1 protein-coding gene is annotated in these 26,743 nt (G+C 70.4%); it reads right to left on the reverse strand.

Features of this window, described 5'->3' with window-relative positions; genetic code table 11:
- Positions 1 to 16: 16 nt before the first annotated feature.
- Complete coding sequence (locus SK854_RS03380) at positions 17 to 26,713, reverse strand: type I polyketide synthase (protein ID WP_319973449.1); 26,697 nt, start codon at positions 26,711 to 26,713, stop codon at positions 17 to 19.
- Positions 26,714 to 26,743: the final 30 nt, after the last annotated feature.

Below are 26,743 nucleotides of genomic sequence, written 5' to 3' on the forward strand. Positions count from 1 at the left end.
AAAACCGGCGGCCGGATCAGTCGGTGTGGCCGTCCAGCGCGGCCTGAATGAGGTCGTCGACGCTCATCTCGTCGATGTCCTCGTCAGACTGAGCCGTTCCCTTGCCGATGAGCTGCATCAACGGCTCCAGCACGCCGATCTCGCGCAACTGGGCGAGCGGCACCCGTGCCAGCAGGCCGCGGATCTCCGACTCCTCCGTGTCCACCGCAGCGGCGTCCGGGATCAGCTCGGTCAGCACGTGCGTCGCGAGCTCCTCCGGTGACGGGTGGTCGAACACCAGCGTCGACGCCAGCGCCAGGCCCGTGGCGGCGTTGAGCTGGTTGCGCAGCTCCACCACCGCGAGAGAGTCGAACCCGAGGTCGCGGAACGGCCGGTCGGGGCGCACGGCATCGACGTCGGCCTGCCCGAGCACCTCTGCAGCCCGTGTCCGCACCAGCTCCAGCACCTCGTCGTGCCGCTTCGCCACGGGCAACGCCAGCAGCTTCTCGCGGAACGCGCCCTCCGCGACCGGAGCCTCGACCGCGGCCTCGGTGGCGAGCTCGCGCAGCAGCGGGTTCGGCCTGAACCCACCGGAGAACCTGCCCTTGTCGACCGCCGCCACGACCGCCGTCGCCAGTCCCTCGCCGACGAGCTGACGCAGAGCGACACACGCCAGCACCGGGTCCATCGAGGCGATACCGGCGCGTTTGGCGTTGGCCAGCGCGTCCTCGGTGTCGGCCATGCCGCCGCCACCCCACGCACCCCACGCGATCGACGTCGCCGCGAGACCCTGGCCTCGCCGGCGATCCGCCAGCGCGTCGAGCATCGCGTTGGCCGCCGCGTAGTTCGACTGGCCGGGGCTGCCGACCGACGACGACGCGGAGGAGAACAGCACGAACGCGTCGAGGTCAGCCGTCAGTTCGTCCAGCAGCAGTGCCGAGGTGACCTTGCTGCGGAACACCGCCTCGAACCGCTCCGGCGTCATCTTGTCCAGCACGCCGTCGTCGATGATGCCGGCGGTGTGCACGACACCCGTCAACGGCTGCGGGAGCGCGGAAAGCACTGCCTGCAACGACTTCCGGTCGGACACGTCGCACGCGGCGATCGTGACGTCGACGCCCAGGCCGACGAGTTCCGAACGCAACTCGTCCGCACCCGGCGCGTTCACCCCGCTGCGGCTGACCAGAACCAGGTGCTCGGCGCCGTTCTGGGCGAGCATCCGGGCGACGTGGCCGCCGAGCGCACCGGTGCCGCCGGTGATCAGGACCGTGCCGCGTGGCTGCCACTCCTGTGCCGGCACAGGTGCCGGTGCGGCGACCAGTCGCCGGCCGAACAAGCCGTTGGCCCGCACCGCGACCTGATCCTCGCCGTCGAGTCCGGAAAGGACGGACGTGAGCCCGTTCGCGACCCTGTCGTCGATGACGGAGGGCAGGTCGACCAGGCCGCCCCAGCGTTCGAGGTGTTCCAGAGTGACGACCCGGCCGAGGCCGTGAATCGCGGCCTGCGTCAGGTCCTCAAGAGCCGTTCCGTTGACGGCGGCTCCGTCACGGGTCGCGCACCACAGCGGCGCGTTGATGCCCGCATCGCCGAGTGCCTGGATCAGCGCGGCGGTCAGCAGCACGCCGGCGGGCGCGCTGCCGTCACCGGCTTCCGCGCGTCCGAGCAGCGACAACACACCGGTGAACGACGTGCCCAGCGAGCGCAGTTCGTCCGCGATGGCCTCGCGGTCCGGGGCGCTGACGTCGACCCGCAGCACGCTCACGCCGAGCGAGTCGATGACCGCGTCACTCCACTCGTCGGAACCCGTCGTCACCGCGAGCCACGTGCCGGTCAGCTCACCGGACCTGGTGGCGTCCAACGCCTTCCAGGTGATCCGGTGCCGCCAGCTGTCGACGAGCGCGTGGTCGGTGCGCTGCTTGCGCCAGTCGAGCAGCGCGGGCAGCACCTGCGACAACGCGTCGGTGTCGACGCTCAGGACGTTCTGCAGCGACCCGAAGTCCTCGCCCTCGACCGCGGCCCAGAACGCCGTGTCGTCTCTCGCCGAGGCGGCGGGCTTCGCGGAGCCGACCATGGTCGACGGCCAGAACCGCTGGTGCTGGAACGCGTAGGTCGGCAGCGTGATCTTGCGGCCCTGGGTGCCGAAGAACCCGGCCCAGTCGACCTTCATGCCGCGGGTGTGCAGGCGGGCGAGCGCGCCGACGATCGACTGCTCCTCGTCGCGGTCCTTGCGCAGCAGCGGGATTCCTTCGACCAGGCCGGACAGCGTGGCGTCCGGGCCGAGCTCGACGAACGTGGTGACGCCGCGTCCGGTGAGGGTCCTGACGTTGTCCGCGAACCGGACCGCTTCCCGCACGTGCCGCACCCAGTACTCGGGGTCGGTCACATCGCCTTCCGCCACCACGGGAATCCGCGGCTGCTGGAACGTCAGCGACTCCACAGTGGACCGGAACTCGTCCAGCATCGGGTCCATCAGCGGCGAGTGGAAGGCGTGCGAGACGCGCAAACGCTTGGCCCTCCAGCGTTCCGAGATGGCGACGACGGCATCTTCCGGTCCGGCGATCACGACCGACTCGGGGCCGTTGACCGCCGCGATCACGACGCCGTCGGTGAGGTGCGGCAGAACGACGTCCTCACTGGCCTGGACCGCGACCATCGCTCCGCCCTCGGGCAGCGCCTGCATCAGCGCCGACCGCACGGTCACGAGCTTCGCCGCGTCTTCGAGGCTGAGCACCCCGGCGACGTGGGCGGCCGCGATCTCGCCGATCGAGTGGCCCGCCAGGAAGTCCGGCCTGAGGCCCCACGACTCGGCGAGGCGGAACAGCGCGATCTCGACGGCGAACAGCGCGGGCTGCGTGGTGCCGGTGAGGTTGAGGGCGTCCTGGTCGTCGCCCCAGACGACGTCCTTCAGGCCGGGGGCGAGGTGGCTCAGGACCTCGTCGAACGCCGCCGCGAACACCGGGAATCTGGCGTGCAACTCCCGGCCCATGCCGAGACGCTGCGAGCCCTGCCCGGCGAACAGGAACGCGAGTTTGCCGGAGCGCGCCACCTCGCCGCGGACGACCAGGGGGTTGCGCACGTCGGACGCCAGCGCGGCCAGCGCGCCGGTCAGCTCCTCACGGCTGCTCGCCAGTACCACCGCGCGCTGGTCGAACGAGGCGCGCGTGGTGGCCGCCGAGCGGGCGATGTCGAGCAGGTCGGCGTCCACGTCGAGCAAGCGCGCGGCCTGGTCGCGCAGGGCCGGCGACGTCCGCCCGGAGACGAGCACCGGCACCAGGTCGAAGTTGTCCACAGATCGCTGAGCGGCCCCTTGACCAGCACCTTCGTCCGGTACGCTGGAAATTGGGGGGATCCCCGACGCTCCCGGCGCTTCCAAGATCACGTGCGCGTTGGTGCCACTCGCCCCGAACGACGAAACGGCGGCGCGCCGCGCGCGGTCAACAGCAGGCCACGCCGTGCGTTCCTGCAGCAGCCGCACCGCGCCGGCGGTCCAGTCGACGTGCGACGAAGGCGTCTCGGCGTGCAGGGTGCGAGGCAGCTCGCCCGCCCGCATCGCCATCACCATCTTGATCACGCCCGCCGCACCGGACGCCGCCTGCGTGTGGCCGATGTTCGACTTCACCGCACCGAGCAACAGCGGTGCCGACCGGTCCTGCCCGTAGACGCCGATCAGCGCCTGCGCCTCGATCGGGTCGCCGAGCTTCGTGCCGGTGCCGTGCGCCTCGACCGCGTCCACATCGGACGGACGCAGTCCCGACGCGGCCAGCGCCTGCCGGATGACCCGTTGCTGGGCCGGTCCGGACGGGGCGGTCAGGCCGTTCGACGCGCCGTCGGAGTTGATCGCCGAACCGCGCACGACGGCGAGCACCTCGTGGCCGTTCCGCTGAGCATCCGACAGCCGCTCCAGCACCAGCATGCCGACGCCCTCGGCCCAGCCCGTGCCGTCGGCGTTGTCGGAGAACGCCTTGCAGCGGCCGTCCTCCGACAGCGCGCCCTGGGCGCTGAACTCGATGAACCCGACCGGCGTCGACATCACGCACACACCGCCGGCCAGCGCCATCTCGCACTCCCCCGTGCGCAGCGCCTGGGCCGCGAGGTGCAGCGAGACCAGCGACGACGAGCACGCGGTGTCGACCGAGACCGTCGGGCCCTGCAGGCCGAACGTGTAGGCGAGCCGGCCGGACAGCAGCGACGCGGACTGCGCGGTCTGCCACTCCAGGCCGGTCTCCTCGGGCGACGGCCGGTACTCACCGCTGCCACCACCGACGAACACACCGGTGACGCTGCCGCGGATCGTGGCCGGGTCGACGCCCGCTCGTTCCAGTGCCTCCCAGGCGGTTTCGAGCACGATGCGCTGCTGCGGGTCCATGACCATCGCCTCGCGCGGCGAGATCGAGAAGAAGTCCGGGTCGAAGTTCGGCACGTCGTAGAGGAAACCGCCGCTGCGCGTGACGCTCTGTCCACTGTAGAGGGTGGCGAGGTCCCAGCCTCGGTCGGCGGGGAACTCCCCGATCGCGTCGACGCCGTCGAGCAGCAACTTCCACAGGTCTTCCGGCGACCGCACGTCACCCGGGTAACGGCAGGCCATGCCGACGATCGCGATCGGGTCGTCGGTCAGGGTCCTGGCGACGAACTCGACTTCCTCCGCGCCGCCGAGGAGTTCGGTGAGGAGATGCTCGGCGAGCTCGTTCGGTGTCGGATAGTCGAACACGAGCGCGGCGCTGAGCTGCAGACCTGATTCTGTCTGGATCTGGTTGCGCAGGTCGACGGCGGTGAGCGAGTCGAAACCGAGGTCGCGGAACGGCACGTCCGGCTCGATCGCGTCGGTCCCGTTGTGGCCGAGGACCAACGCCGCCTTCTCGCGGACGAGGGTCAGCAGGGTGCCGTGCCGTTCGTACTCGGGCAGCCGCTCGATCACCTGCTTGAGAACCGGCTCGACGACCGTCTTCTCCTGCACGAACCCGCTGAACAGCTTGTTGGGCTGCTGGAACGTGCTCCAGTCGACGTTCGCGACGACGACGTTCGTCCGTCCACTCGCGACCGCGCTGTGCAGCGCCGCGATGGCGTTCGGGGCGTCGAGGACTGGGATGCCGCTCATCCGCAGATGCGCGGTCATGCTCCGGTCGGTCGTGCCTTCCCACGGCGAGTACGCGATGGACGTCGCCTTGAGACCACGGGCCTTCCTGTGCCGCGCGAACTCCTCGACGATCGCGCTGTGCGCGGCCTGCTGGGCCTGGCCGCGGAAACCCCAGGTCCCGGCGACGGAACCGAAGACCACGAACGCTTCCAGGTCCCGGTCGCCCAGCTGCTCGTCGAGCTGCCTCAGGGAGTCGGCGCCGCCGAGGTGGATCACCGCGGTGACGTCGTCGGTGAGGGTGTCGGTGGTGTTCTCCAACGCCCTGAGCTGTTCGCCCATCGGGCCTTCCGCGCCGACGAGCAGAATCTTGCCGGTCGGCATCCACGGGGTGGTGGCTTCGATGCGGCGCAGGCGTGGCACGAAAGCGCCTTCGTCGTGGAAGGCAACTTCCTTTTCCTGCAAAGGAATCGCCCACGTGTCGGTGTCGACGCGGATCAGGCCACCCCAGCGTTCCGGCTGTTCCAGCGCGGCGACGCGGCCTTCGCCCCAGACAGCGGGTTCGTCGCTGACACACCACAGCGGGGCTGTGATGTCGTTGTCGGCCAGCGTGTTCAGGATCTCGAACGGGCTGGTGCTGCCCGTCGCGATCACGCCGGCGTAGTCACCGGGCACGAGTTCCGTGACGGTGTCGCCCTCGAAGCCCGTGGTGTCTCCGATCGCGAGCCAGGTGCCTGCGGTCGTGGTCCTGACCTGCTGCTGCTCCCACACGACCTCGTACAGCCAGTCGTCGGTGACGGACTTCGGCGTCGTGGTGGGCCAGAAGCGTTCGCGCTGGAACGCGTAGGTGGGCAACGGGATGCGTTTCGCGGTCGTGCCGGCGAAGTACTGCGACCAGTCGACTTCGGCGCCGCGGACGTGCAGCGTGCCGAGAGCGAGAGCGAACGCGCTGACCTCGTCGCGGTCCTTGCGTTGCGTGGCAACGGCTCCGTCGACCATCGCGGCGAGCACGCCGTCCGGGCCGATCTCCACGAACGTGTCGACGTTGCTCAGGCTCTGGACGTTGTCGTGGAAGCGGACCGTGTCGCGGACGTGGTTCACCCAGTAGTCGACGGTCGTGACGTCGCCGGTGGTGGCCATCGGGATGCGCGGCGGCGTGAACGTGATGCCTGTGATCGCCGCGCGGAAGTCGTCCAGCATCGGGTCCATCAGCGGCGAGTGGAACGCGTGGCTGACGGTGAGCTGCTTGGTCTTCTCGAACTTCTTGGCGATCTTCTGGACTTGGGCCTTGTCACCGGCGATGACGACGCTGTTCGGGCCGTTGACCGCGGCGATCGACACCTTCTTGGACTTGCCGAGTTGTTTGCGCACCTCGGCTTCGGTGGCGAGAACGGAGACCATCGCGCCGCCGGCCGGAAGCGCCTGCATGAGCGCGGCGCGGGCGGTGACGAGCTTCGCGGCGTCTTCGAGTGTCAGCACGCCGGCGATGTGCGCGGCGGCGATCTCGCCGATGGAGTGGCCGGCGACGTGGTCGGGCAGGACGCCGAGGCTCTGGACGAGCCGGGCGAGCGCGACCTCGATCGCGAACAGCGCGGGCTGCGTGGTGCCGGTCTGGTTGAGCTGCTCCTCGTCCTCGCCCCAGATGATGTTCCTGAGGTTCGGGTCGAGGTGGGCGAGCACCTCGTCGAGGGCCTGCCGGAAAGTGTCGAACCGCTCGTAGAGCTCACGCCCCATGCCGAGGCGCTGCGAGCCCTGGCCGGTGAACAGGAACGCCGTCGTGCCTGCCTTGCGCGCCACACCGCTCGTGACTTCGACACCGTCGATCAGCAACGCACGGTGCGCGAACTGCGCCCGCGTCGTCGCGGCCGAGAACGCCAGGTCGAGCTCATCGGCCTCGACCCCGCGGAACCGATCGATCTGAGCGCGCAGCGCATCGGAGGACTTCGCCGAGACAACGACGGGGGCCCCCTTGGGGGGACGCGAAGTCCCCACTCCAATCGTCGCACGAGAGGCCGGCGACTCCGGGCCGGCAAGATCGACAACTGCCGAGTTGTCCACAGGCACGGAGTTGTCCACAGATTCCTGCGCGCCGCCCTGACCTGCGTTTTCGGCAGGTACGCTGGAAATTGGGGGGATCCCCGCGGCCGGCGCTTCCAAGATCACGTGGGCGTTGGTGCCGGAGAGGCCGAACGCCGAGATTCCGGCGCGACGCGGGCGGCCGGCGGAAGGCCACGCCGTGTTCTCCGTGAGGAGTGACACCGGGCCCGACGTCCAGTCGACGTGCGAGGTCGGTGCGTCGACGTGGAGCGTGCGGGGCAGCACGCCGTGGCGCATCGCCTCGACCATCTTGATGACGCCCGCGACGCCCGCCGCCGCCTGCGAGTGGCCGATGTTCGACTTCACCGAGCCCAGGTAGAGCGGCTCGGAGCGGTCGGCGAACGTTGCGAGGAGCGCCTGCGCTTCGATCGGGTCGCCCAGGGTCGTGCCGGTTCCGTGCGCTTCTACGGCGTCGATGTCGCTCACGGACAGACCGGCGTCCGCGAGAGCGCGGCGGATGACGCGCTGCTGTGAGGGGCCGTTCGGGGCGGTGAGGCCGTTGGAGGCGCCATCGGAGTTGACGGCCGAGCCGCGCACGATGGCCAGAACCTCATGACCGGCGGCGATGGCGTCCGACAGGCGTTCCAGCACGAGAATGCCCGCGCCCTCGGACCACGCCGTGCCGTCGGCTCCGTCGGCGAAGGCCTTGCAGCGACCGTCCGGCGCGAGTCCGCCCTGGGTGGTGAACTCGACGAACGAGTCAGGACTCGACATGACGCTGACACCGCCGGCGAGCGCGAGAGAGCACTCACCTGAGCGGAGCGCGCGCATCGCCCAGTGCATGGCGACCAACGACGACGAGCAGGCCGTGTCGATGGTGACTGCGGGTCCTTCGAGTCCGAGGACGTAGGACAGGCGGCCGGACATCACCGACGCCGTGTTGCCGGTGGCGAGGTAGCCCTGGATGTCCGGGTCGAGCGAGCGCCGCAGGACGTTCTCGTAGTCCTGGCCGTTCGTGCCGACGAACACGCCGGTCGCGCTGCCCTTCAACGACAGCGGGTCGATGCCGGTCCGTTCCAGTGCTTCCCAGGCGGTTTCCAGCACCAGGCGTTGCTGCGGGTCCATCGCGAGCGCTTCCCGTGGCGAGATGCCGAAGAAGTGCGCGTCGAAGTCCGCTACACCGCTCAGGAAACCGGCTTCCAGGGACGCCGACGCACCGGCGCCCAGCGCGGCCAGGTCCCAGCCGCGGTCGGCCGGGAACGAGCTGATGCCGTCGCCGCCGGAAGAGACCAGGTCCCAGAACGCTTCCGGGGACGTCACTCCGCTGGGGAAGCGGCAGCCGATGCCGACGATCGCGATCGGGTCGTCGTCGACGCGCTGCGTGATCACTTCGGCGGGCACGTCGCCGACCTCGCCCAGCAGGAAGTCCGCCAGGTCGTAGGGGGTCGGGTAGTCGTAGAGCAGCGACGCGGGCAGCGTCAGTTCGGTCGCGACCTGCAGGCGGTTGCGGAGTTCCAGCGTTGTCAGGGAATCGAAGCCGAGGTCGAGGAACGCGCGGTCCGGGTCGACGTCGGAGGCGTTGCCGTGGCCCAGAACCGCGGCGATCTGGCCGCGTACCAGGTCCAGCACGGCGCGGTTGCGTTCGGCCTTCGACAGGCCCGCCAGTGCCTTGCGGAACTGCGGCTGCTCGTTCTCGACGACCTTCTCCGTGGTGTGGAAGCGCTTGACCTCGGGCAGGTCGCCGACCAGCGGCGCCGGACGCAGACCGGCGAGGGCGGGCAGGAACCGTTCCCAGTCGATCTCGGCGACCAGCACGGCCGCGTCGCCGTGTTCGACGGCCTGTTGGAGTGCCTGCAACGCGAGGGTGGGCTCCATTGGCGTGAACCCGCCGCGCTTCAGGCGTTCCGCGACGCCGCCCGCGACCGCCATGCCGGCCCCGCCCCACGGTCCCCACGCCACCGAGGTGGCCGGAAGTCCTTGCAAGCGGCGGTGTTCGGCGAACGTGTCGAGGAAGGCGTTGGCCGCGGCGTAGTTGCCCTGGCCCGCGCCGCCGATGACGCCCGCGGTCGACGCGAACAGCACGAAGGCGTCGAGGTTCTCCGTGAGCTCGTGCAGGTTACGGGTCGCGTGGACCTTGGCGCGCAACAGGTTCGTGAACGACGTGGCGTCCATCGACTCGACGAGGCCGTCCTCGACGACTCCCGCCGCGTGGAAGACGGACGTGACCGGATGCTCGGCGAGGAGTGCTTGCAGTGCGTCGCGGTCGGCGACGTCGCAGGCCCTGACGATCACGCGCGGGTCGTCGAAGTCCGCGGTTCCGGTGCGGCTGACGAGGACGACCTGCTCGGCGTCGTGGTCGAGCAGCCACCGCGCGACCTGTTTGCCGATCGCTCCCGTGCCGCCGGTGACGAGCACGCGGCCCGGCCGGTAGTCGCGGTGCAGCGCGCTCGGGGTGCTGTGGACGAGCCGGCGGCCGTAGACGCCGGACGGCCGCACCGCGACCTGGTCCTCGCCCGTGCCTGCCAGCACGCCGGGGATGCGGCGCGCGGTGTTCCAGTCGAGCTGTGCGGGCAGGTCGATCAGGCCGCCCCAGCGCTTCGGGTGTTCCAGCGCGATGACGCGGCCGAGGCCCCAGACCGTGGCGCTGTCCGGGTTCGCGATCTGCTCGCCGCCGCCGACCGACACCGCGCCGCGCGTCGCCACCCACAATGGTGCGTTCTGTCCGGCGTCGCCGAGTGCCTGTACGACAACGGAAGTGCGGACGAGCGCGTCCTCGGCGTCGGCGTTGATCGCCAGCAGCGACAGCACGCCGGCGTAGTCGCCGCGGACCTGTTCGGCGAGTTCTGTTCTTGTGGTGGCGTTGACTGTGACCGTCTCGACGCCCAGTGCCTCGATCAGTTCGGACGCGTCGTGGTCGGTGATGACGAGCCATGGACCGGTGAGGGTCGTGGACGTCGTGATCGGCTTCCACGTGACCGCGTAACGCCACGAGTCCACCGTGGACTTCTGCTTGCGCGAACGCCACTGCGCCAGTGCGGTGAAGTCCTCGCGTTCGACGGCCGCCCAGAAGTCGTCGTCGACGAAGTCTCCTTCGGCGGCGGTCGCGGTGACGGGCTCCGGCCAGAACCGCTGGTGCTGGAACGGGTACGTCGGCAGCTCGACCTCGGCCGTGGCGCCCGCGAAGTACGCGGACCAGTCGACGGTCGTGCCGCGCACGTGCAGGCCCGCGAGCGCGGTCAGCAGCGTGACGACCTCATCGCGGTCGCGGCGCAGCGCGGGGACGAGCACCGCCTCTTCGGTGAGCGACTCCTGGGCCATGCCGGTGAGCACGCCGTCCGGGCCGAGCTCCAGGAACGCCCGCACGCCCTTCGTTTCCAGCTGCGTGACGACGTCGGCGAACCGGACGGCGTCGCGGACGTGCCGGACCCAGTGGTCGGATTGTTGAACAATCCCACCAGTCAACAACGGGATCGTCGGATTGTTGAACGAAAGCCCGTCGACGACGGCACGGAACTCGTCGAGCATCGGCTCCATCAGCGGCGAGTGGAACGCGTGGCTGACCTTGAGCCGCTTGGTCTTCTCGAACCGGCCCGCGATCGCCTCGGCTTCGGCCTCGTCGCCGGCGATCACGATGCTGGTCGGCCCGTTGACGGCGGCGATCGAGACGCGCTCGGTGAGTAGCGGCGTGATGTCGCTTTCCGTCGCCTGGACGGCGATCATCGCGCCGCCGGTCGGCAACGCCTGCATGAGACGGGCACGGGCGGAGATCAGCGCGCACGCGTCGTCCAGGTTGAGGACGCCCGCGACGTGCGCGGCGGCGATCTCGCCGATGGAGTGGCCGGCCAGGTAGTCCGGGGTGACGCCCCACGACTCGACGAGCCGGTAGAGGGCGACCTCGACGGCGAAGATCGCGGGCTGGGCGTAGCCGGTCTGGTTGAGCTCGTTCTCGTCGTCGCCCCACATCACGTCACGCAGCGGGCGGTCGAGGTCGGCGTCCAGGTAGGCGCAGACGACGTCGAGGGTGTCGGCGAACACGGGGTAGCGCTCGTACAGCTCACGGCCCATGCCGAGGTGCTGCGAGCCCTGACCGGTGAACAGGAACGCCGTGCGGCCGCGCGTGGTCTGGCCGCGCACGACAGCTTTGTCAGGCTGGTCGTCGCGCAAGGCCGTCAGGCCGCGGACCAGTTCGTCGCGGTCGCTCGCGATGACGACGGCGCGCCGCTCGAACGTGGACCGCTTGGTGGCGAGCGAGGCCGCCAGGTCTGCGAGGTCCTCGTCGATGCCGATGAGGCGACCGGCGACCTGTTTGAGGGCCTCGTCCGCGCGCGCCGACAGCAGGACCGGCACTGCTCCGTTCGGCGGAATCGATTCCGATTGGCCGGCCCCCTGGGGGGAAACACCCCCCATCCCAATCATCTCAGGGAGGTCTGACAATTCCGGCTGGGTCGCCTGAGCTGGGGCTTCTTCGAGCACCACGTGGGCGTTCGTGCCGGAGAGGCCGAACGACGAGACGCCGGCGCGCTTCGGGTGGCCGGTCTGCGGCCACGACTCCTCGGTGGCGAGGAGCTTGATGGAGCCCGAGGACCAGTCGACCTTCGTCGAGGGCTGGTCGACGTGCAGGGTGCGCGGCAGCACGCCTGCCCGCAGCGCGAGCACCATCTTGATGATGGACGCGACGCCCGAGGCCATCTGGGTGTGGCCGATGTTCGACTTCATGGAGCCGAGCAGGAGCGGTTGCGCGCGGTTCTGGCCGTAGGTGGCGAGCAGCGCCTGGGCTTCGATCGGGTCGCCCAGGGCGGTGCCGGTGCCGTGGCCGTCGACCGCGTCCACTTCGGACGGTTCGAGGCGCGCGTTGGCCAGGGCCTGGCGGATGACTCGTTGCTGTGACGGGCCGTTCGGGGCGGTGAGGCCGTTGGAGGCGCCGTCCTGGTTCACCGCGGAGCCGCGCACCACCGCCAGGATGCGGTGGCCGTTGCGGACGGCGTCGGAGACCCGCTCCAGCAGCACCAGGCCCACGCCCTCGGCGAGGGTCATGCCGTCGGCGGCGTCGGAGTAGGCCTTGCAGCGGCCATCGCGAGCCAGCGCGCGCTGCCTGGAGAAGCCGACGAACGCACCGGGCGTCGCCATCACCGAGACACCACCGGCCAGCGCCAGAGACGACTCGCCGTCGCGCAGTGACTGGCAGGCCAGGTGCAGTGCCACCAAAGAGGAAGAGCAGGCGGTGTCGAGGGTGACGGCGGGGCCTTCGAGGCCGAACAGGTAGGAGACGCGGCCGGACAGCACGCTGGAGAGCGTGCCGGTGATCATGTGGCCTTCGTCGCCGGGCTGGTCGGTGCTGCCCGCCGAGTAGTCCTGGTAGGAGGCGCCGATGAAGGCGCCGGTCAGGGTTCCCTTGAGCGACTGCGGGTCGATGCCGGCGCGTTCGATGGACTCCCACGCGGTTTCGAGCAGGAGGCGTTGCTGCGGGTCCATCGACAGGGCCTCGCGCGGGCTGATGCCGAAGAAGCCGGGGTCGAAGTCCGCGACGTCGTGCAGGAAGCCGCCCTGCACCGAGTAGGCGCCGCCGGGGGCGTCCGGGTCGGGGTTGTAGAGGGAGTCGCCGTCCCAGCCTCGGTCGGCGGGGAAGCCGGAGATCGCGTCGACGCCGTTCATCACGACGTTCCACAGGTCTTCCGGTGTGGCGACGCCTCCGGGGTAGCGGCAGGCCATGCCGATGATCGCGATCGGCTCGTCGGACGCGGCGGAGGCGATCACCGGTGCGGTGGACGGGGTGTCGGCGCCGAGGAGTTCGCCGAGCAGGAACTCGGTCAGCGCGAGTGGACTCGGGTGGTCGAACACCATCGTCGTCGGGAGGGTCAGGCCCGTTGCGGCGGCGAGTTTGTTGCGCAGGTCGACGGCGGTGATCGAGTCGAAGCCGACCTCGCGGAACGCCCGGTGCTCGGTCAGCGCGTCGGTCGAGGCCATGCCCAGCACGGACGCGGCTTCGGCGCGGACGAGTTCCAGCAGCTGCTGCTCGCGTTCGGCGGGCGGCAGGGTCCTGAGCTTGGCCGCGAAGTCGTTGTCCGAGCTCGTGGCCTGCTCGGCGGCGACGGCGAGCGCGCGCACCTCCGGCAGTTCTTCGAAGAGCGTGCTCGGGCGCATCGCCGTGAAGACCGGGTGGTAGCGGTCCCACGCGATGTTCGCGATGGCGATCTCGGTCTCGTCGTCCTCGATCGCGCGCTGCAGACCGGCCAATGCCAAGCGTGCCTTCATGAACTCCAGGCCGCTGCGGCGGATCTGGTCGGTGTCGACGCGGCCGAGGCCGATGTCGTCGGACCAGATGCCCCACGAGACCGAGGTGCATCGCAGACCACGTGCGCGGCGGTTGGCGGCCAACGAGTTCAGGTAGGCGTTACCGGCCACATAGGACGCGTGGTTGCCCGAGCCCCACATGCCGGAGATGGACGAGAACAGCACGAACGCGTCGAGGTCCTCGGTCAGCAGCGCGTCCAGGTGGGCGGCGCCGTCGACCTTGGCGGCGAGGATCTCGCTCAGACCCTCCACAGTGGCTCCGTCGATGGAGTGCAGGCCGATCACCGCGGCGGTGTGGATGACCGAGCGGATCTCGCGGCCTTCCGCGCGCAGGTCGTTCAGCATGCGTTCGACGTCGTCGCGCTGGGCGATGTCGCAGGACACGACCGTGGTGGGCGTGCCGAGTTCTTCCAGCTCCGCGACGAGTTCGCGGGCGCCGGGGGCGTCGAGGCCACGGCGGCTGGTCAGGACCAGGTGCTCGGCGCCCTTGTGCGCGAAGAACCTCGCGACGTGCGGGCCGAGGGTTCCGGTGCCGCCGGTGATGATCGTGGTGCCGCGCGGGGTCCAGTCGCTCTCGGTCGGCTTGGACGGGGCGCGGACGACGCGGCGGGCGAGCGTGCCGGACGGGCGGATCGCGAGCTGGTCCTCGTCGCCGGCGTTGACCAGTGCCGAGACGAACCGTTGCGCCGCACGCTGGTCGAGCTGCTCCGGCAGGTCGACGGAGCCGCCCCAGCGCTGCGGGTGCTCCAGCGCGGCGGTCCAGCCGATGCCGATCGCCTGCACCTGCGCCGGGTGGTCGACGGTGTCGGAGCGGCCGGTCGAGAGGGCGCTGCGGGAGATGTTCCAGACCGGTGCGTTGATCCCGGCGTCGCCGAGCGCGTTGATCAGGTGGACGGTCAGCAGCAGACCTGTGGGCAGGCCGAGGGTTCCGGGGCGTTCGTCGGTGGGCAGCAACGAGACGAGACGGTCCGTCTCGCCGAGCTTGGCCGCGATCGAGGCGCGGTCGTCGTCCGCGTCGAGGACGACGCGGCGCACGTCGCCGAGTGCGGTGATCACGTCGGCGTCGTCGATGGCGTCGGTGGTGATGACGGTCGTGGTGCCGGTGATCTTGCCGTTGTCGAGTCCGCGCAACGGCTTCCACGTCGTGCGGTAACGCCACGAGTCCGTTGTGGACTGGTCGCGGCTGCTCTGACGCCAGGTGTTCAGGGCGGGCAGGACGGCGGCGAGGGTGGCCTCGTCGAGGTGCAGGCTCTGAGTGAGGGTGGCGAGGTCGGACTGTTCGACGGCCTGCCAGAACGCGGAGTCGGCCGGGTCCGAGTCGGGTGCCGCGACGGGGTGCTGCGGCGGGCCGATCCAGAAGCGTTCGTGCTGGAACGGGTAGGTGGGCAGGTCGACTCGGGTGCCGTCGAGGTGCCACTTGACGGGGTAGCCGCGGACCCAGACCTCGGCCAGTGACTGCAGGACGCGCTGCAGGCCGCCGATGTCGCGGCGCAGCGTGCCGGTGACGACGCCGCGCTTGCCTTCGAGCGCGTCCTGAACGCCCGGCGTGAGCACCGGGTGCGAGCTGACCTCCACGAACATCTGGTGTCCTGTGCCGATCAGCTGCTCGACGGCTTCGTGGAGGTGCACGGTCTGGCGGAGGTTCGTGAACCAGTACTCGGCGTCGGTGTTCGCGTCGTTCCACTCGCCGGTGACCGTGGAGAAGAACTTCGTGTGCGGGGTGAGCGGGGTGATCGTCGCGAGGTCGCGGAGGACGTCCTCGCGGATGTCCTCGACCTGGGCCGAGTGGGAGGCGTAGTCGACCTCGATGCGGCGGACCCGCACGCCCTGTTCGACCAGCTTGCCGCAGAACGCGTCCAGTGCCTCCAGGTCACCCGAGACGGCGACGCTGTGCGGGCCGTTGGTGGCGGCGAGGCTGAGGCGGTCGCCCCATTCTTCGAGGTGTGGCTGGACTTCCGCTGCCGAGAGGCCGATGGACACGATGCTGCCGCGGCCCGACATGACGCGGCCGATGGCCTGGCTGCGCAGGGCGACGACCTTGGCGGCGTCTTCGAGGCTCAGGGCCCCGCTGACCGCTGCCGCGGCGATCTCGCCCTGGGAGTGGCCGATGACGGCGTCCGGGGTGACGCCGTGGTGCTTCCAGAGCTCGGCGAGCGACACCATCATCGCCCAGCTCGCGGGCTGGACGACGTCGACGCGGTCGAGGCTGCCCGCGTTGCGGATGACGTCGAGGAGGTTCCAGTCGATGTGGGGCTGCAGTGCGGCGGCGCACTCGGCCATGCGGGCGGCGAAGATCGGCGACTCGTCGAGGAGTTGCGCGCCCATGCCGACCCACTGTGAGCCCTGGCCGGGGAAGATGAATGCGACCTTGCGCTCCAGGTCGGCGATGCCCCTGGTGTCGGTGCCGTCGATCAGGACGGCTCGGTGGTCGAAGTTGGGGCGCAGGCTCAGGCTGTACGCGATGTCGGCCGGGTCGGCGTCGACCGCGCGGATGCCTTCGAGCTGGGCGCGCAGGGCGGAATCCGACTTGGCCGACACGAGCCACGGTGCCGCTCCGGTCAGCCGGGGCGCTGCTCCGTTCGGCGGAATCGATTCCGATTGGCCGGCCCCCTGGGGGGATCCACCCCCCATCCCAATCATCTCAGGGAGGTCTGACAATTCCTGAGCGGTCGCCACCTGCTCCAAGATCACGTGGGCGTTCGTGCCGGAGATGCCGAACGACGAGACGGCGCAGCGGCGGGCGCGGCCGGTCTCGGGCCATGCCGTGGTGTCCTGCAGCAGCGAGATGGTGCCGGGGCTCCAGTCGACGTGCGTGGACGGCTCGGCGGCGTGCAGTGTGCGGGGCAGGACGCCGTGCCGCAGGGCCATGACCATCTTGATGACGGACGCGACGCCGGCGGCGGACTGGGTGTGGCCGATGTTCGACTTCACCGAGCCCAGGAGCAGCGGGCGGTCGGCGTCGCGGTCGCGGCCGTAGGTGTTGAACAGGGCCTGGGCCTCGATCGGGTCGCCCAGGGACGTGCCGGTGCCGTGCGCGTCCAGAGCATCGATGTCGGCTGTGGTCACGCCGGAGTTGGCGAGCGCCTGCATGATGACGCGCTGCTGCGACGGGCCGTTCGGGGCGGACAGGCCGTTGGAGGCGCCGTCCTGGTTCACGGCCGAACCGCGGATCACGGCCAGGACGCGGTGTCCGGCGGCGAGAGCGTCGGACTGGCGCATCAGCAGGAGCATGCCGATGCCCTCGGACAGGGTCATGCCGTCCGCGGTGTCGGAGAACGACTTGCAGCGGCCGTCCTTGGCGAGGGCGCGCTGGCGGGAGAACGCGATCAGCGGCTTCGGATTCGGCATGATCGTCGCGCCACCGGCGACGGCGAACGCCGACTCGCCCGTGCGGAGCGACTGGCACGCCAGGTGCATTGCCACCAAAGAGGAAGAGCAGGCGGTGTCGACGGTGACGGCCGGGCCCTCGAAGCCGAACACGTAGGCGACGCGGCCCGACAGCACCGACGGCGAACTGCCGGTGACCTGGTAGCCCTCGGAACCGCCGTCACCGCCGCCGTACTCGATGTAGGAGGAGCCGATGAACGCGCCGACCTTCTTGCCGCGCAACGCCGCCGGGTCGATGCCCGCGCGTTCGACGGCCTCCCAGGTGGTTTCGAGCAGGAGACGCTGCTGCGGGTCCATGCCGGTGGCCTCGCGCGGCGAGATGCCGAAGAACGCCGGGTCGAAGTCGCCCGCGTCCGGCAGGTAGCCGCCGGCGGTGGTGTAGGTGGTGCCGGGGCGGTCCGGGTCCGGGTCGTACATCTGCGCCATGTCGAAGCCGCGGTCCGCCGGGAACTCGGTGATCGCGTCGGTGCCGGCGAGCACCATCTCCCAGAACGCCTCCGGAGTGTTCGCGTCTCCGGGGAAGCGGCAGCTCATGCCGACGATCGCGATCGGCTCGTCAGAGTCGACGTTCGCCGTGTAGGTCAGCGCCTCCTCCGCCGAGCCGAGGAGTTCGGCCAGCAGGTGGTCGGCGAGCACGAGCGGGGTCGGGTAGTCGAAGACGAGGGTCGCGGGCAACGGCAGACCGGTGGCGTCGGACAGCTTCTTGCGCAGCTCGACGGCGGTCAGCGAGTCGAAGCCGATGTCGCGGAACGCCCGGTTCTCCCCCACTTCCTCGACCGAGCTGTGGCCGAGGGTCGCGGCGGCCTCGGCGCGCACGAGTTCGACGAGCTTGCGCTTCTGGTCCTCTTCGGACAGTGAGCGGAGGTTCTTCGCGAACTCCGAGTCGTCGCGCTTGACCTCCTCGACGACAGCGAGTGCCTTGACCTCGGGCAGGTCGGACAGCAGCGGCGACGGCCGGACCGACGTGAACAGCGGGTGGTAGGTGTCCCAGTTGATGTCCACGACGGTGACGCAGGTGTCGTCGTGCATCACGGCGCGGTTCAGTTCCACGACGGCCTGGTCGGGCTTCAGGAACGTGAGGCCGCGGCGCGCCAGGTTGTCGGACATGGCCTCGTGCGTGGCCATGCCGACCTCGGCCCACGGGCCCCAGGCGATCGACGTCGCGCGCAGACCACGGGCCCGGCGGGCTTCGGCGAGCGCGTCGCAGTAGGCGTTCGCGGCACCGTAGGCGGCCTGGCCGCCACTGCCCCACACGCCGGCGATCGAGCCGAACAGCACGAAGAAGTCGACCTCGCCGACCAGCGCGTCGAGGTTCGCGGCACCGATCACCTTGGCGGACAACACGTTCGCGAAGTCCGGCAACTCGGTCAGTTCGAGCGGGGCGTGCTGCGCGGCACCGGCGGTGTGCACGACACCGGACAGATCCACGATGTCGTTGATGACGGCGGCCAGGGCGTCGCGGTCAGCGACGTCACAGGCCACAATGGACACGTGTGGTCCGAGTTCCTCCAGCGCGGCCTTGAGTTCGGCGGCGCCGGGAGCGTCCATGCCACGACGGGACGTGAGCACGAGGTTCTGAACGCCGCGCTCCGCCAGCCACTTCGCGGTCGTGGCGCCGAGCCCACCGGTGCCGCCGGTGATCAGCACGGTGCCGTGCGCGGTGTAGTCGGACGGCAGCGCGTCGACCGGGCGGTGCGCGAGCCGGCGTCCCAGGACACCGGACGAGCGGACCGCCAACTGGTCCTCACCGTCGAGTCCGGCGACGCAGGACACGAAGCGGCGCAACGCGTTCTCGTCGGGCGCCGCGGGCATGTCGATCAGACCGGCCCAGCGCTGCGGGAGTTCGAGGGCGGCGGCACGGCCGAAGCCCCAGACCGCGGCCTGCGCGGCGGACCGCACCTCGTCGGAGGTCTCGGCGGCGACCGCGCCGGACGTCACCGTCCAGATCGGCGTCCCGACGGACTTGACCAGCAGGATCGACTGCTCCAGGCCGGTCGTGAGGACGTCCGCGGGCGACTCGTCCAGCGCCACCAGCGACACGATCAGATCGCACTCGGGCACGTCGTCGATCGAAGTGACGACCGTGACCTCGGCGCCGTGCGCGGCGAGAACGGCGCGGTAGGGCTCGGCGTCGACGGCCGGGGTCGTCAGCACGGCGATGTGACCGGACAGGACCGGCGTGCCCGTGACGCGGACCGGTGCCCACAGCACGCGGTAGCGCCACGAATCGAGCTGCGACTTCTCCTGGTTGCCCGCGCGCCACGACGACAACGCCGGGATCAGGGAGTCCAGCGACGCGCTCTGCTCCTCGCCGAGCCTCAGCAGGGCCGCGAGCTCACGGGCGTCGCCGCGGTCGATGGCCGCCCACAGCTTGGCGTCAGCCGGATCCGCGTCCGTGTCGGACACGGCCGGAGCGGTGGAGCCGAGCGGCCAGTAGTACTCGTGCTGGAACGCGTAGGTCGGCAGCGCCACGCGTTGCGCCGGGCCGAAGAAGGTCTTCCAGTCCACGGACACGCCCGACGCGTACAGGCGGCCCAGGGCCAGCGCGACCGACGCCTCTTCCGAACGGTCCTTGCGCAGCACCGGGATCGCGCCGTCGACGAGCGCCGACAACGCACCCTCGGGACCGATCTCCACGAACGTCGTCACCCCGGCGGCGCGGGCCGCCTCGACCGCGTCGTGGAATCGGACGGCCTCGCGGACGTGGCGCACCCAGTAGTCGGATTGTTCAACAATCCCACGAGTGAACAGGGGGATCGTCGGATTGTTGAACGAAAGCCCCTCGACGACCTGACGGAACTCGTCGAGCATCGGCTCCATCAGCGGCGAGTGGAAGGCGTGCGAGACGTCGAGCCACTTGGACTTGCGATCGTCGAATCGTTCAACGATCCCACGAACCTCGTCGTCCACGCCGGCGATCGTCACGGACTCCGGGCCGTTGATCGCGGCGATCGAGACACCGGACGTCAGCAGCGGGGCGATCTCGGCTTCCGTCGCCTGAAGCGCCACCATCGCGCCACCGGTCGGCAACGCCTGCATCAGGCGGGCGCGGGCCGACACGAGGGTGCAGGCGTCGTCCAGCGACAGCACACCGGCGACGTGCGCGGCGGCGACCTCGCCGATCGAGTGACCGACCACGGCGTTGACCTTCACGCCCCACGACCGCACGAGCCGGAACAGCGCGACCTCGAAGGCGAACAGCGCGAGCTGGGCGTTGCCGGTCTGCCGCAGGTCCTCCTCAGAAGACCCCCACATCACGTCACGAACGGGAAGCCGGTCGAGCACCTCGTCCAGAGCGGCGGCGAACACCGGGTAACGGGCGTAGAGCTCACGGCCCATGCCCAGGCGCTGCGATCCCTGTCCGGAGAACAGGAACGCCACCTTGCCCGGCACGACCTCGCCCTCGACCACGGCGGCGTCGGGGTTCTCCGTCGCCAGCGCGCCCAATGCCCGCAGCAGCGACTCACGATCGGAAGCCACCACAGCGGCCCGCTGCTCGAACGCCGAACGCGTCGTCGCCAGCGAGAAAGCCAAGTCGTGCAACGAAACGTCAGACGACTCGACGTAGGAACGCAGGCGCGCGGCCTGTCCTCGCACGGCACGGCGAGTGCGGCCGGACAACACCACCGGCACGACATCCGAGGAAGGCTCGGACGGCGTGGCCTCAGCAGCCGGCGGCTGCTCGATGATGACGTGCGCGTTGGTGCCCGAGATGCCGAACGACGAGACACCGGCACGGCGTGGGCGTTCCACGGAAGGCCACGAACGCGAGGAGGTCAGCAGTTCGACGGAACCTTCGGTCCAGTCGACGTGCGAGGAGGCCGTGGTGACGTGGAGGGTCTGCGGCAGCACGCCGTGGCGCATCGCCTGCACCATCTTGATCACGCCGGCCACACCCGCGGCGGCCTGCGTGTGGCCCATGTTCGACTTCACCGAGCCGAGCAGCAGGGGTTCCGTGCGGTTCTGGCCGTAGGTGGCCAGCAGGGCCTGCGCCTCGATCGGGTCGCCCAGGGTGGTACCGGTGCCGTGCGCCTCGACGACGTCCACATCGGACGTCGCCAGGCCGGCGTTCGCCAGCGCGGCACGGATCACACGCTGCTGAGCGGGCCCGTTCGGGGCCATCAGGCCGTTCGAGGCGCCGTCCTGGTTCACGGCCGAGCCTCGCACAACAGCAAGTACGGGGTGTCCGTTGCGCACGGCATCGGAAAGTCGTTCCAGCACAACGACACCGGCGCCTTCGGACCAGCCGACGCCGTCGGCCGAGTCGGAGAACGCCTTGCAGCGGCCGTCCGGCGAGAGGCCGCGCTGCCGGGAGAACTCGACCAGCGCGGTCGGCGTCGACATGACCGTCACGCCGCCGGCCAGCGCGAGGGAGCACTCCCCCGCACGCAGGGCCTGCATCGCCCAGTGCATCGCGACCAGCGACGACGAACACGCCGTGTCGACGGTGACCGCGGGGCCTTCCAGGCCGAGGGTGTAGGAGACGCGACCAGACACAATGGACGGTGAGGTGCCGGAGCCCTGGAAGCCCTCGAAGTCACCGCCGGCCAGACGCGCGCCGTAGTCGTTGTACATGACGCCCGCGAACACGCCAGTCTGCGTGCCGCGCAACGAGACCGGGTCGATTCCGGCGTGTTCGATCGCCTCCCACACGACTTCGAGCAGGATGCGCTGCTGCGAGTCCGTGCCGAGAGCCTCACGCGGGGACATGCCGAAGAACCCGGCGTCGAACTCCCCCGCGTCGTGCAGGAAGCCACCGGAGCGCGAGTACGTCGTGCCGGGGTGGTCGGGGTCGGGGTGGTAGAGGTTCTCGAGGTCCCAGCCGCGATTGGACGGCAGGCCCGACACGGCGTCGCCGCCCTCGGACACCATCCGCCACAGGTCGTCGGCCGAGCCGATGCCGTCCGGATAGCGGCAGCCCATGCCGACGATCACGATCGGGTCGTCCGAGGCCGCGGCACGTACCTGTTCCGGCACAACGACGTCCGTGTCGCCGGCGAACAGCTCGTCCAGCAGGTGGGCGGACAGCGCGTCGGGCGTCGGGTAGTCGAACACCATCGTCGCGGGCAGGCGCAGGCCCGTCACCGCGGTCAGCTGGTTGCGCAGCTCGACGGCGGTCAGCGAGTCGAAGCCCAGGTCCTGGAACTGGCGGGACGGCTCGATCTCGTCACCGGACGCGTGGCCGAGCACGGCCGCGACCTGGCCGCGGACCAGGTCCAGCACGGCGTCCGACCGTTCCTCCGCGCCCAGCACCGACAGGCGGCGGATCAACGTGTCCGCGGTCTCCGAACCCGAGGCCGCGCGGCGCGTGCGCATGCGGATCAGGCCGCGCAGCAACGGCGGCACCTCGCCGCGCTGCCGCAGCGTCGCCAGGTCAAGGCGGGCCGGCACCAGCACCGGCGCCTGAGCGGCGACACCGCGGTCGAACAGGCTGAGGCCCTGCTCGACGGTCAGCGGCGGCATTCCGGTGCGCGCCATGCGTTCGGCGTCCGCGTCGGACAGCATGCCCTCGACGGCCCAGGCGCCCCACGCCAGCGAGACGGTGTTCGGGCGGAACTCCGCCAGGGCGTCGAGGAAGTGGTTGCCGGCGGCGTAGTTCGCCTGGCCGGGTGTGCCCCAGGTGCCGGCGAGCGACGAGAACAGCACCAGCGGCACCGAAGGCAGTGCCTGCGCGAGGTTCCAGGCGGCGTCGACCTTGGGGCGCAGCACCGTGTGCAGGCGCTCCGGGGTCAGCGACGAGATCACGCCGTCGTCCAGCACGCCCGCGCTGTGCACGACCGAGGAGATCTCGTGCTCGGCAACGAGAGCGGCGAGCGCATCGGCGTCCGCGACGTCGCAGGCGACGACGGAGACGTTGGCGCCCAACGCTTCCAGCTCCGACACGTCACCCGTGCCGCGACGACTGACGAGCACGAGGTCGCGCACGCCGTGTTCGGCGACCAGGTGCCGTGCGATGACCTTGCCCAGGCCGCCGGTGCCGCCGGTGATCAGGACCTGCCGGCCCCAGTCGATCGGCGTTTCCTCGATCTCGGCGCGGGCCAGGCGCGGCGCGTAGATCTCACCGTCGCGCAACGCCAGCTGCGGCTCGTCAGATCCGGCGGCCGCGGCGAGGGCGGCCTGGGAGGCTTCCGTGCCGTCCAGCTCGATCAACGAGAAACGGCCCGGCGACTCGGACTGCGCCGAACGCACCATGCCCCAGACCGCGGCGGACGCGAGGTCCGAGCTGCTCGTCACGAACACGATGCGTTCGTCTCGCTCTTCCTGCAGAAGGCCGAGAACGCGCTCCGTCAGTTCGTGGACCGATGCGACGACGTCCTCATTCCCTTGCAGGGGAACGATCAGGACGTCAGCGTCCGCATCGGCCGCGGGCACCGTCACCGGCACCCAGTCGACCTTGAACAGCGAGTCGCGGTCCGCGGAGGACTGCACCGCGACCGGCCGCACCACCAGGGAGTCGACGGACGCGACCGGTGCGCCGGCACCATCGACAGCGGCGATGGCGTAGGCGTTGTCGCCGGAACGGGTCAGGCGGACGCGCAGCGAGGAGGCCCCGGTCGCGTGCAGCGACACGCCCTCCCACGAGAACGGCAGCCCGGCCTCGCCCTCGCCGGAGATGATCGCGGCGTGCAGGGCCGCGTCCAGCAGTGCCGGGTGCAGGCCGAACCCGGCCGGGTCGACGCCTTCGGGCAGCGCGACCTCGGCGTAGACGACGCCGTCCTCGCCGCGCCAGGCTTGGCGCAGTCCCTGGAAGACGGGCCCGTACTCGAAGCCCATCGCGGCGAAGTTCTCGTAGCAGCCTTCGGTGCCGAGCGCGGTGGTGCCGGCGGGCGGCCACACCGTGGTGTCGAAGGAGAGTTCACGTGCGGGCGCGCCGAGCACGCCGATCGCGTGCTGCGTCCACGGTTCGTCGTCGGAACCCTCCGCGCGCGAGTAGATCTTGACGGTGCGGCGGCCGTTCGCGTCGGCATTGCCGATCCACAGCTGCACCTGGACGCCGCCGCGTTCGGGGACGATCAGCGGCGCGGTCAGCGTCAGTTCCTCGACGCGGTCGCAGCCGACCTCGTCACCGGCGCGGATCGCCAGTTCCAGGTAGGCCGTGCCGGGCAACAGGACCGCGCCGCGCACGGCGTGATCGACCAGCCACGGGTGGGTCTGCCGGGTCAGGCGGCCGGTGAGCAGCGCGCCGTCCTGGTCGGCGAACGAGACGGTGGCGGTGAGCAGCGGGTGTTGTGCGGCGCCGAGTCCGGCGGCGCGCGGGTCGTGGAAACCGCCGCCGCCCTTGGGCCAGTAGCGCTTGGCCTGGAACGCGTACGTCGGCAGGTCGACGCGCTTCGCGTCGGTGTGGGCGAAGTAGGCGTTCCAGTCGACCTTGGCGCCGCGGACGTGCAGACCCGCCAACGCCGTGGTGATGGCCTCGATCTCGTCGCGGCCCTTGCGCAGCAACGGGATGGCGCCCTCTTCGACCAGCGCGGACAGGACGCCGTCGGGGCCGATCTCCAGGAACTGGGTGACGCCGTGGGTTTTCAGCCAGCTGACGCCGTCGGCGAACCGGACGGCCTCGCGGACGTGGGAGACCCAGTAGTCGGCGGTGGTGATCTGCTCGACGCGGGCCTGTTCGCCGGTGACGTTGGAGATCAGCGGAATGATCGGTGCTTCGAAGGTGATGTCCGCGATCGCTGCGCGGAACTCGTCGAGCATCGGCTCCATCAGCGGTGAGTGGAACGCGTGGGAGACGCTCAGCTGCTTGGTCTTGCGGTCTTCGAAGTGCTTGGCGACTTCGCGGGTTTCTGCTTCGGTGCCCGCGATGACGATGCTCGTAGGGCCGTTGATGGCGGCGATGGAGACGTTCGCGGTCAGGTGCGGGGTGACCTCGTCCTCGGTGGCCTGGAGGGCGATCATCACGCCACCGGCCGGGAGGTTCTGCATGAGCCGTGCGCGGGCCTGGACCAGCTTGGCCGCGTCTTCGAGGCTGAACACACCGGCGAGGTGGGCGGCGGCGATCTCGCCGATGGAGTGGCCGGCGACGAAGTCCGGCTTCAGGCCCCAGGACTCGGCGAGGCGGTGGAGGGCGACCTCGATGGCGAACAGCGCGGGCTGGGTGTTCTCGGTCCGGTTGAGGGCTTCCTCGTCGTCGCCCCAGATGACGGCCTTGAGGTACGGGTCCAGGTGTTGGAGGACCTCGTCGAAGGCCTCCGCGAAGACCGGGAAGCGGGCGTGGAGGTCGCGGCCCATGCCGAGGCGCTGGGCGCCCTGGCCGGTGAAGAGGAAGGCCTGTTTCGCGCGGGTGGCGGTGCCCTGGATCAGGCCAGGGGCGGGGGTGCCGGTGAGGAGGGCTTCGAGGCCGGTGCGGAGGTCGCCGATGATGGCGGCGCGGTGGTCGAAGGAGGCTCGGGTGGTGGCGAGGGAGTAGGCGAGGTCGAGTGGCTCGGCGTCGGTGGCGAGGAGGCGCTCGGCTTGGGCGCGCAACGCCTCACGGGAGCGGCCCGAGACCAGGAACGGCACGGCGCCCACGTTCGGAATCGATACGGATTCACCGGCCCCCTGGGGGGATCCACCCCCCATCCCAATCATCTCAGGGAGGTCTGACAATTCCTGAACAGGCGCTTCCTCGATGATCGTGTGCGCGTTGGTGCCGGACAGGCCGAACGACGACACGGCCGCACGACGCGGCTGACCGGTCGAAGGCCACGGCGTGTTCGACGTGACCAGCCGAACTGCACCGGCCTCCCAGTCGACGTGCGTGGACGGCGCGTCCACCCCCAGCGTCTGCGGCACGACACCGGCACGCATCGCCATGATCATCTTGATCACGCCGGCCACGCCCGCCGCTGCCTGGGTGTGGCTGATGTTCGACTTCACCGAGCCCAGCAGCAGAGGCTGTTCGGGAGAGCGGTTGCGGCCGTAGGTGGCCAGAAGCGCCTGGGCCTCCACCGGGTCGCCCAGGACGGTGCCGGTGCCGTGTGCCTCGACCACGTCGATCTGATCGCTGGTCAGGCGGGCGTTCACCAGCGCGGACTTGATGACTCGCTGCTGCGACGGGCCGTTCGGGGCGGTCAGGCCGTTGGAGGCGCCGTCCTGGTTGACGGCGGAACCGCGCAGGACGGCCAGGACCTCGTGGCCGTTCGCGCGTGCGTCGGAGAGGCGCTCCAGCACGAGCATGCCGACCCCCTCGGACCAGCCCGTGCCGTCGGCCGCGTCGGCGAACGAGCGGCAGCGGCCGTCCGAAGAAAGGCCGCCCTGGCGGGAGAACTCCACGAAGGTCGCCGGGTTCGCCATGACGGTGACGCCGCCGGCCAAGGCCAAAGTGGACTCACCGGCGCGCAGGGACTGCATCGCCAGGTGCATTGCCACCAAAGAAGAAGAGCAGGCCGTGTCCAGGGTGACGGACGGGCCGACGAAGCCGAGGGTGTAGGAGATGCGGCCCGAGATGACCGAGTTCGAGGAGCCGAGCAGGACCATGCCCTCGCCGCCCTCACCAGGGCCGAGCTGGTAGTCCTGGTTCATCGCGCCCGCGAAGACCGCCGTAGAGGTGCCCTTCAACGCGTGCGGGTCGATGCCCGCGCGTTCCAGGGCCTCCCAGGTGACCTCCAGCAGCACGCGCTGCTGCGGGTTCATGCCCAGGGCCTCGCGGGGGGAGATGCCGAAGAAGTCGGCGTCGAACTCGCCCGCTCCCTCCAGGAAACCGCCCTGGTCGCTCGACGACAGGGCGAGCATCTCGGGATCCCAGCCGCGGTCGTCGGGGAAGGCACGGATGCCGTGTTCTCCGTTGACGACCATCCGCCACAGATCTTCGGGACCGCGCACCCCACCGGGGAAACGACAGCCGATGCCGACCACGGCGATCGGTTCCGCCGCGGCAGCCTCGATGTCCTGCAGGCGCCTCTTGGTGCGCTGAAGGTCCGTGCTTGCCCGGCGGAGGTAGTCCCGGAGCTTCTGTTCGTTGTCCATCCCTCAACCCATCTCGAGACGCGACCTGTC

It is taken from the genome of Lentzea sokolovensis (genome assembly GCF_033949975.1).
Lineage (GTDB): Bacteria > Actinomycetota > Actinomycetes > Mycobacteriales > Pseudonocardiaceae > Lentzea > Lentzea sokolovensis.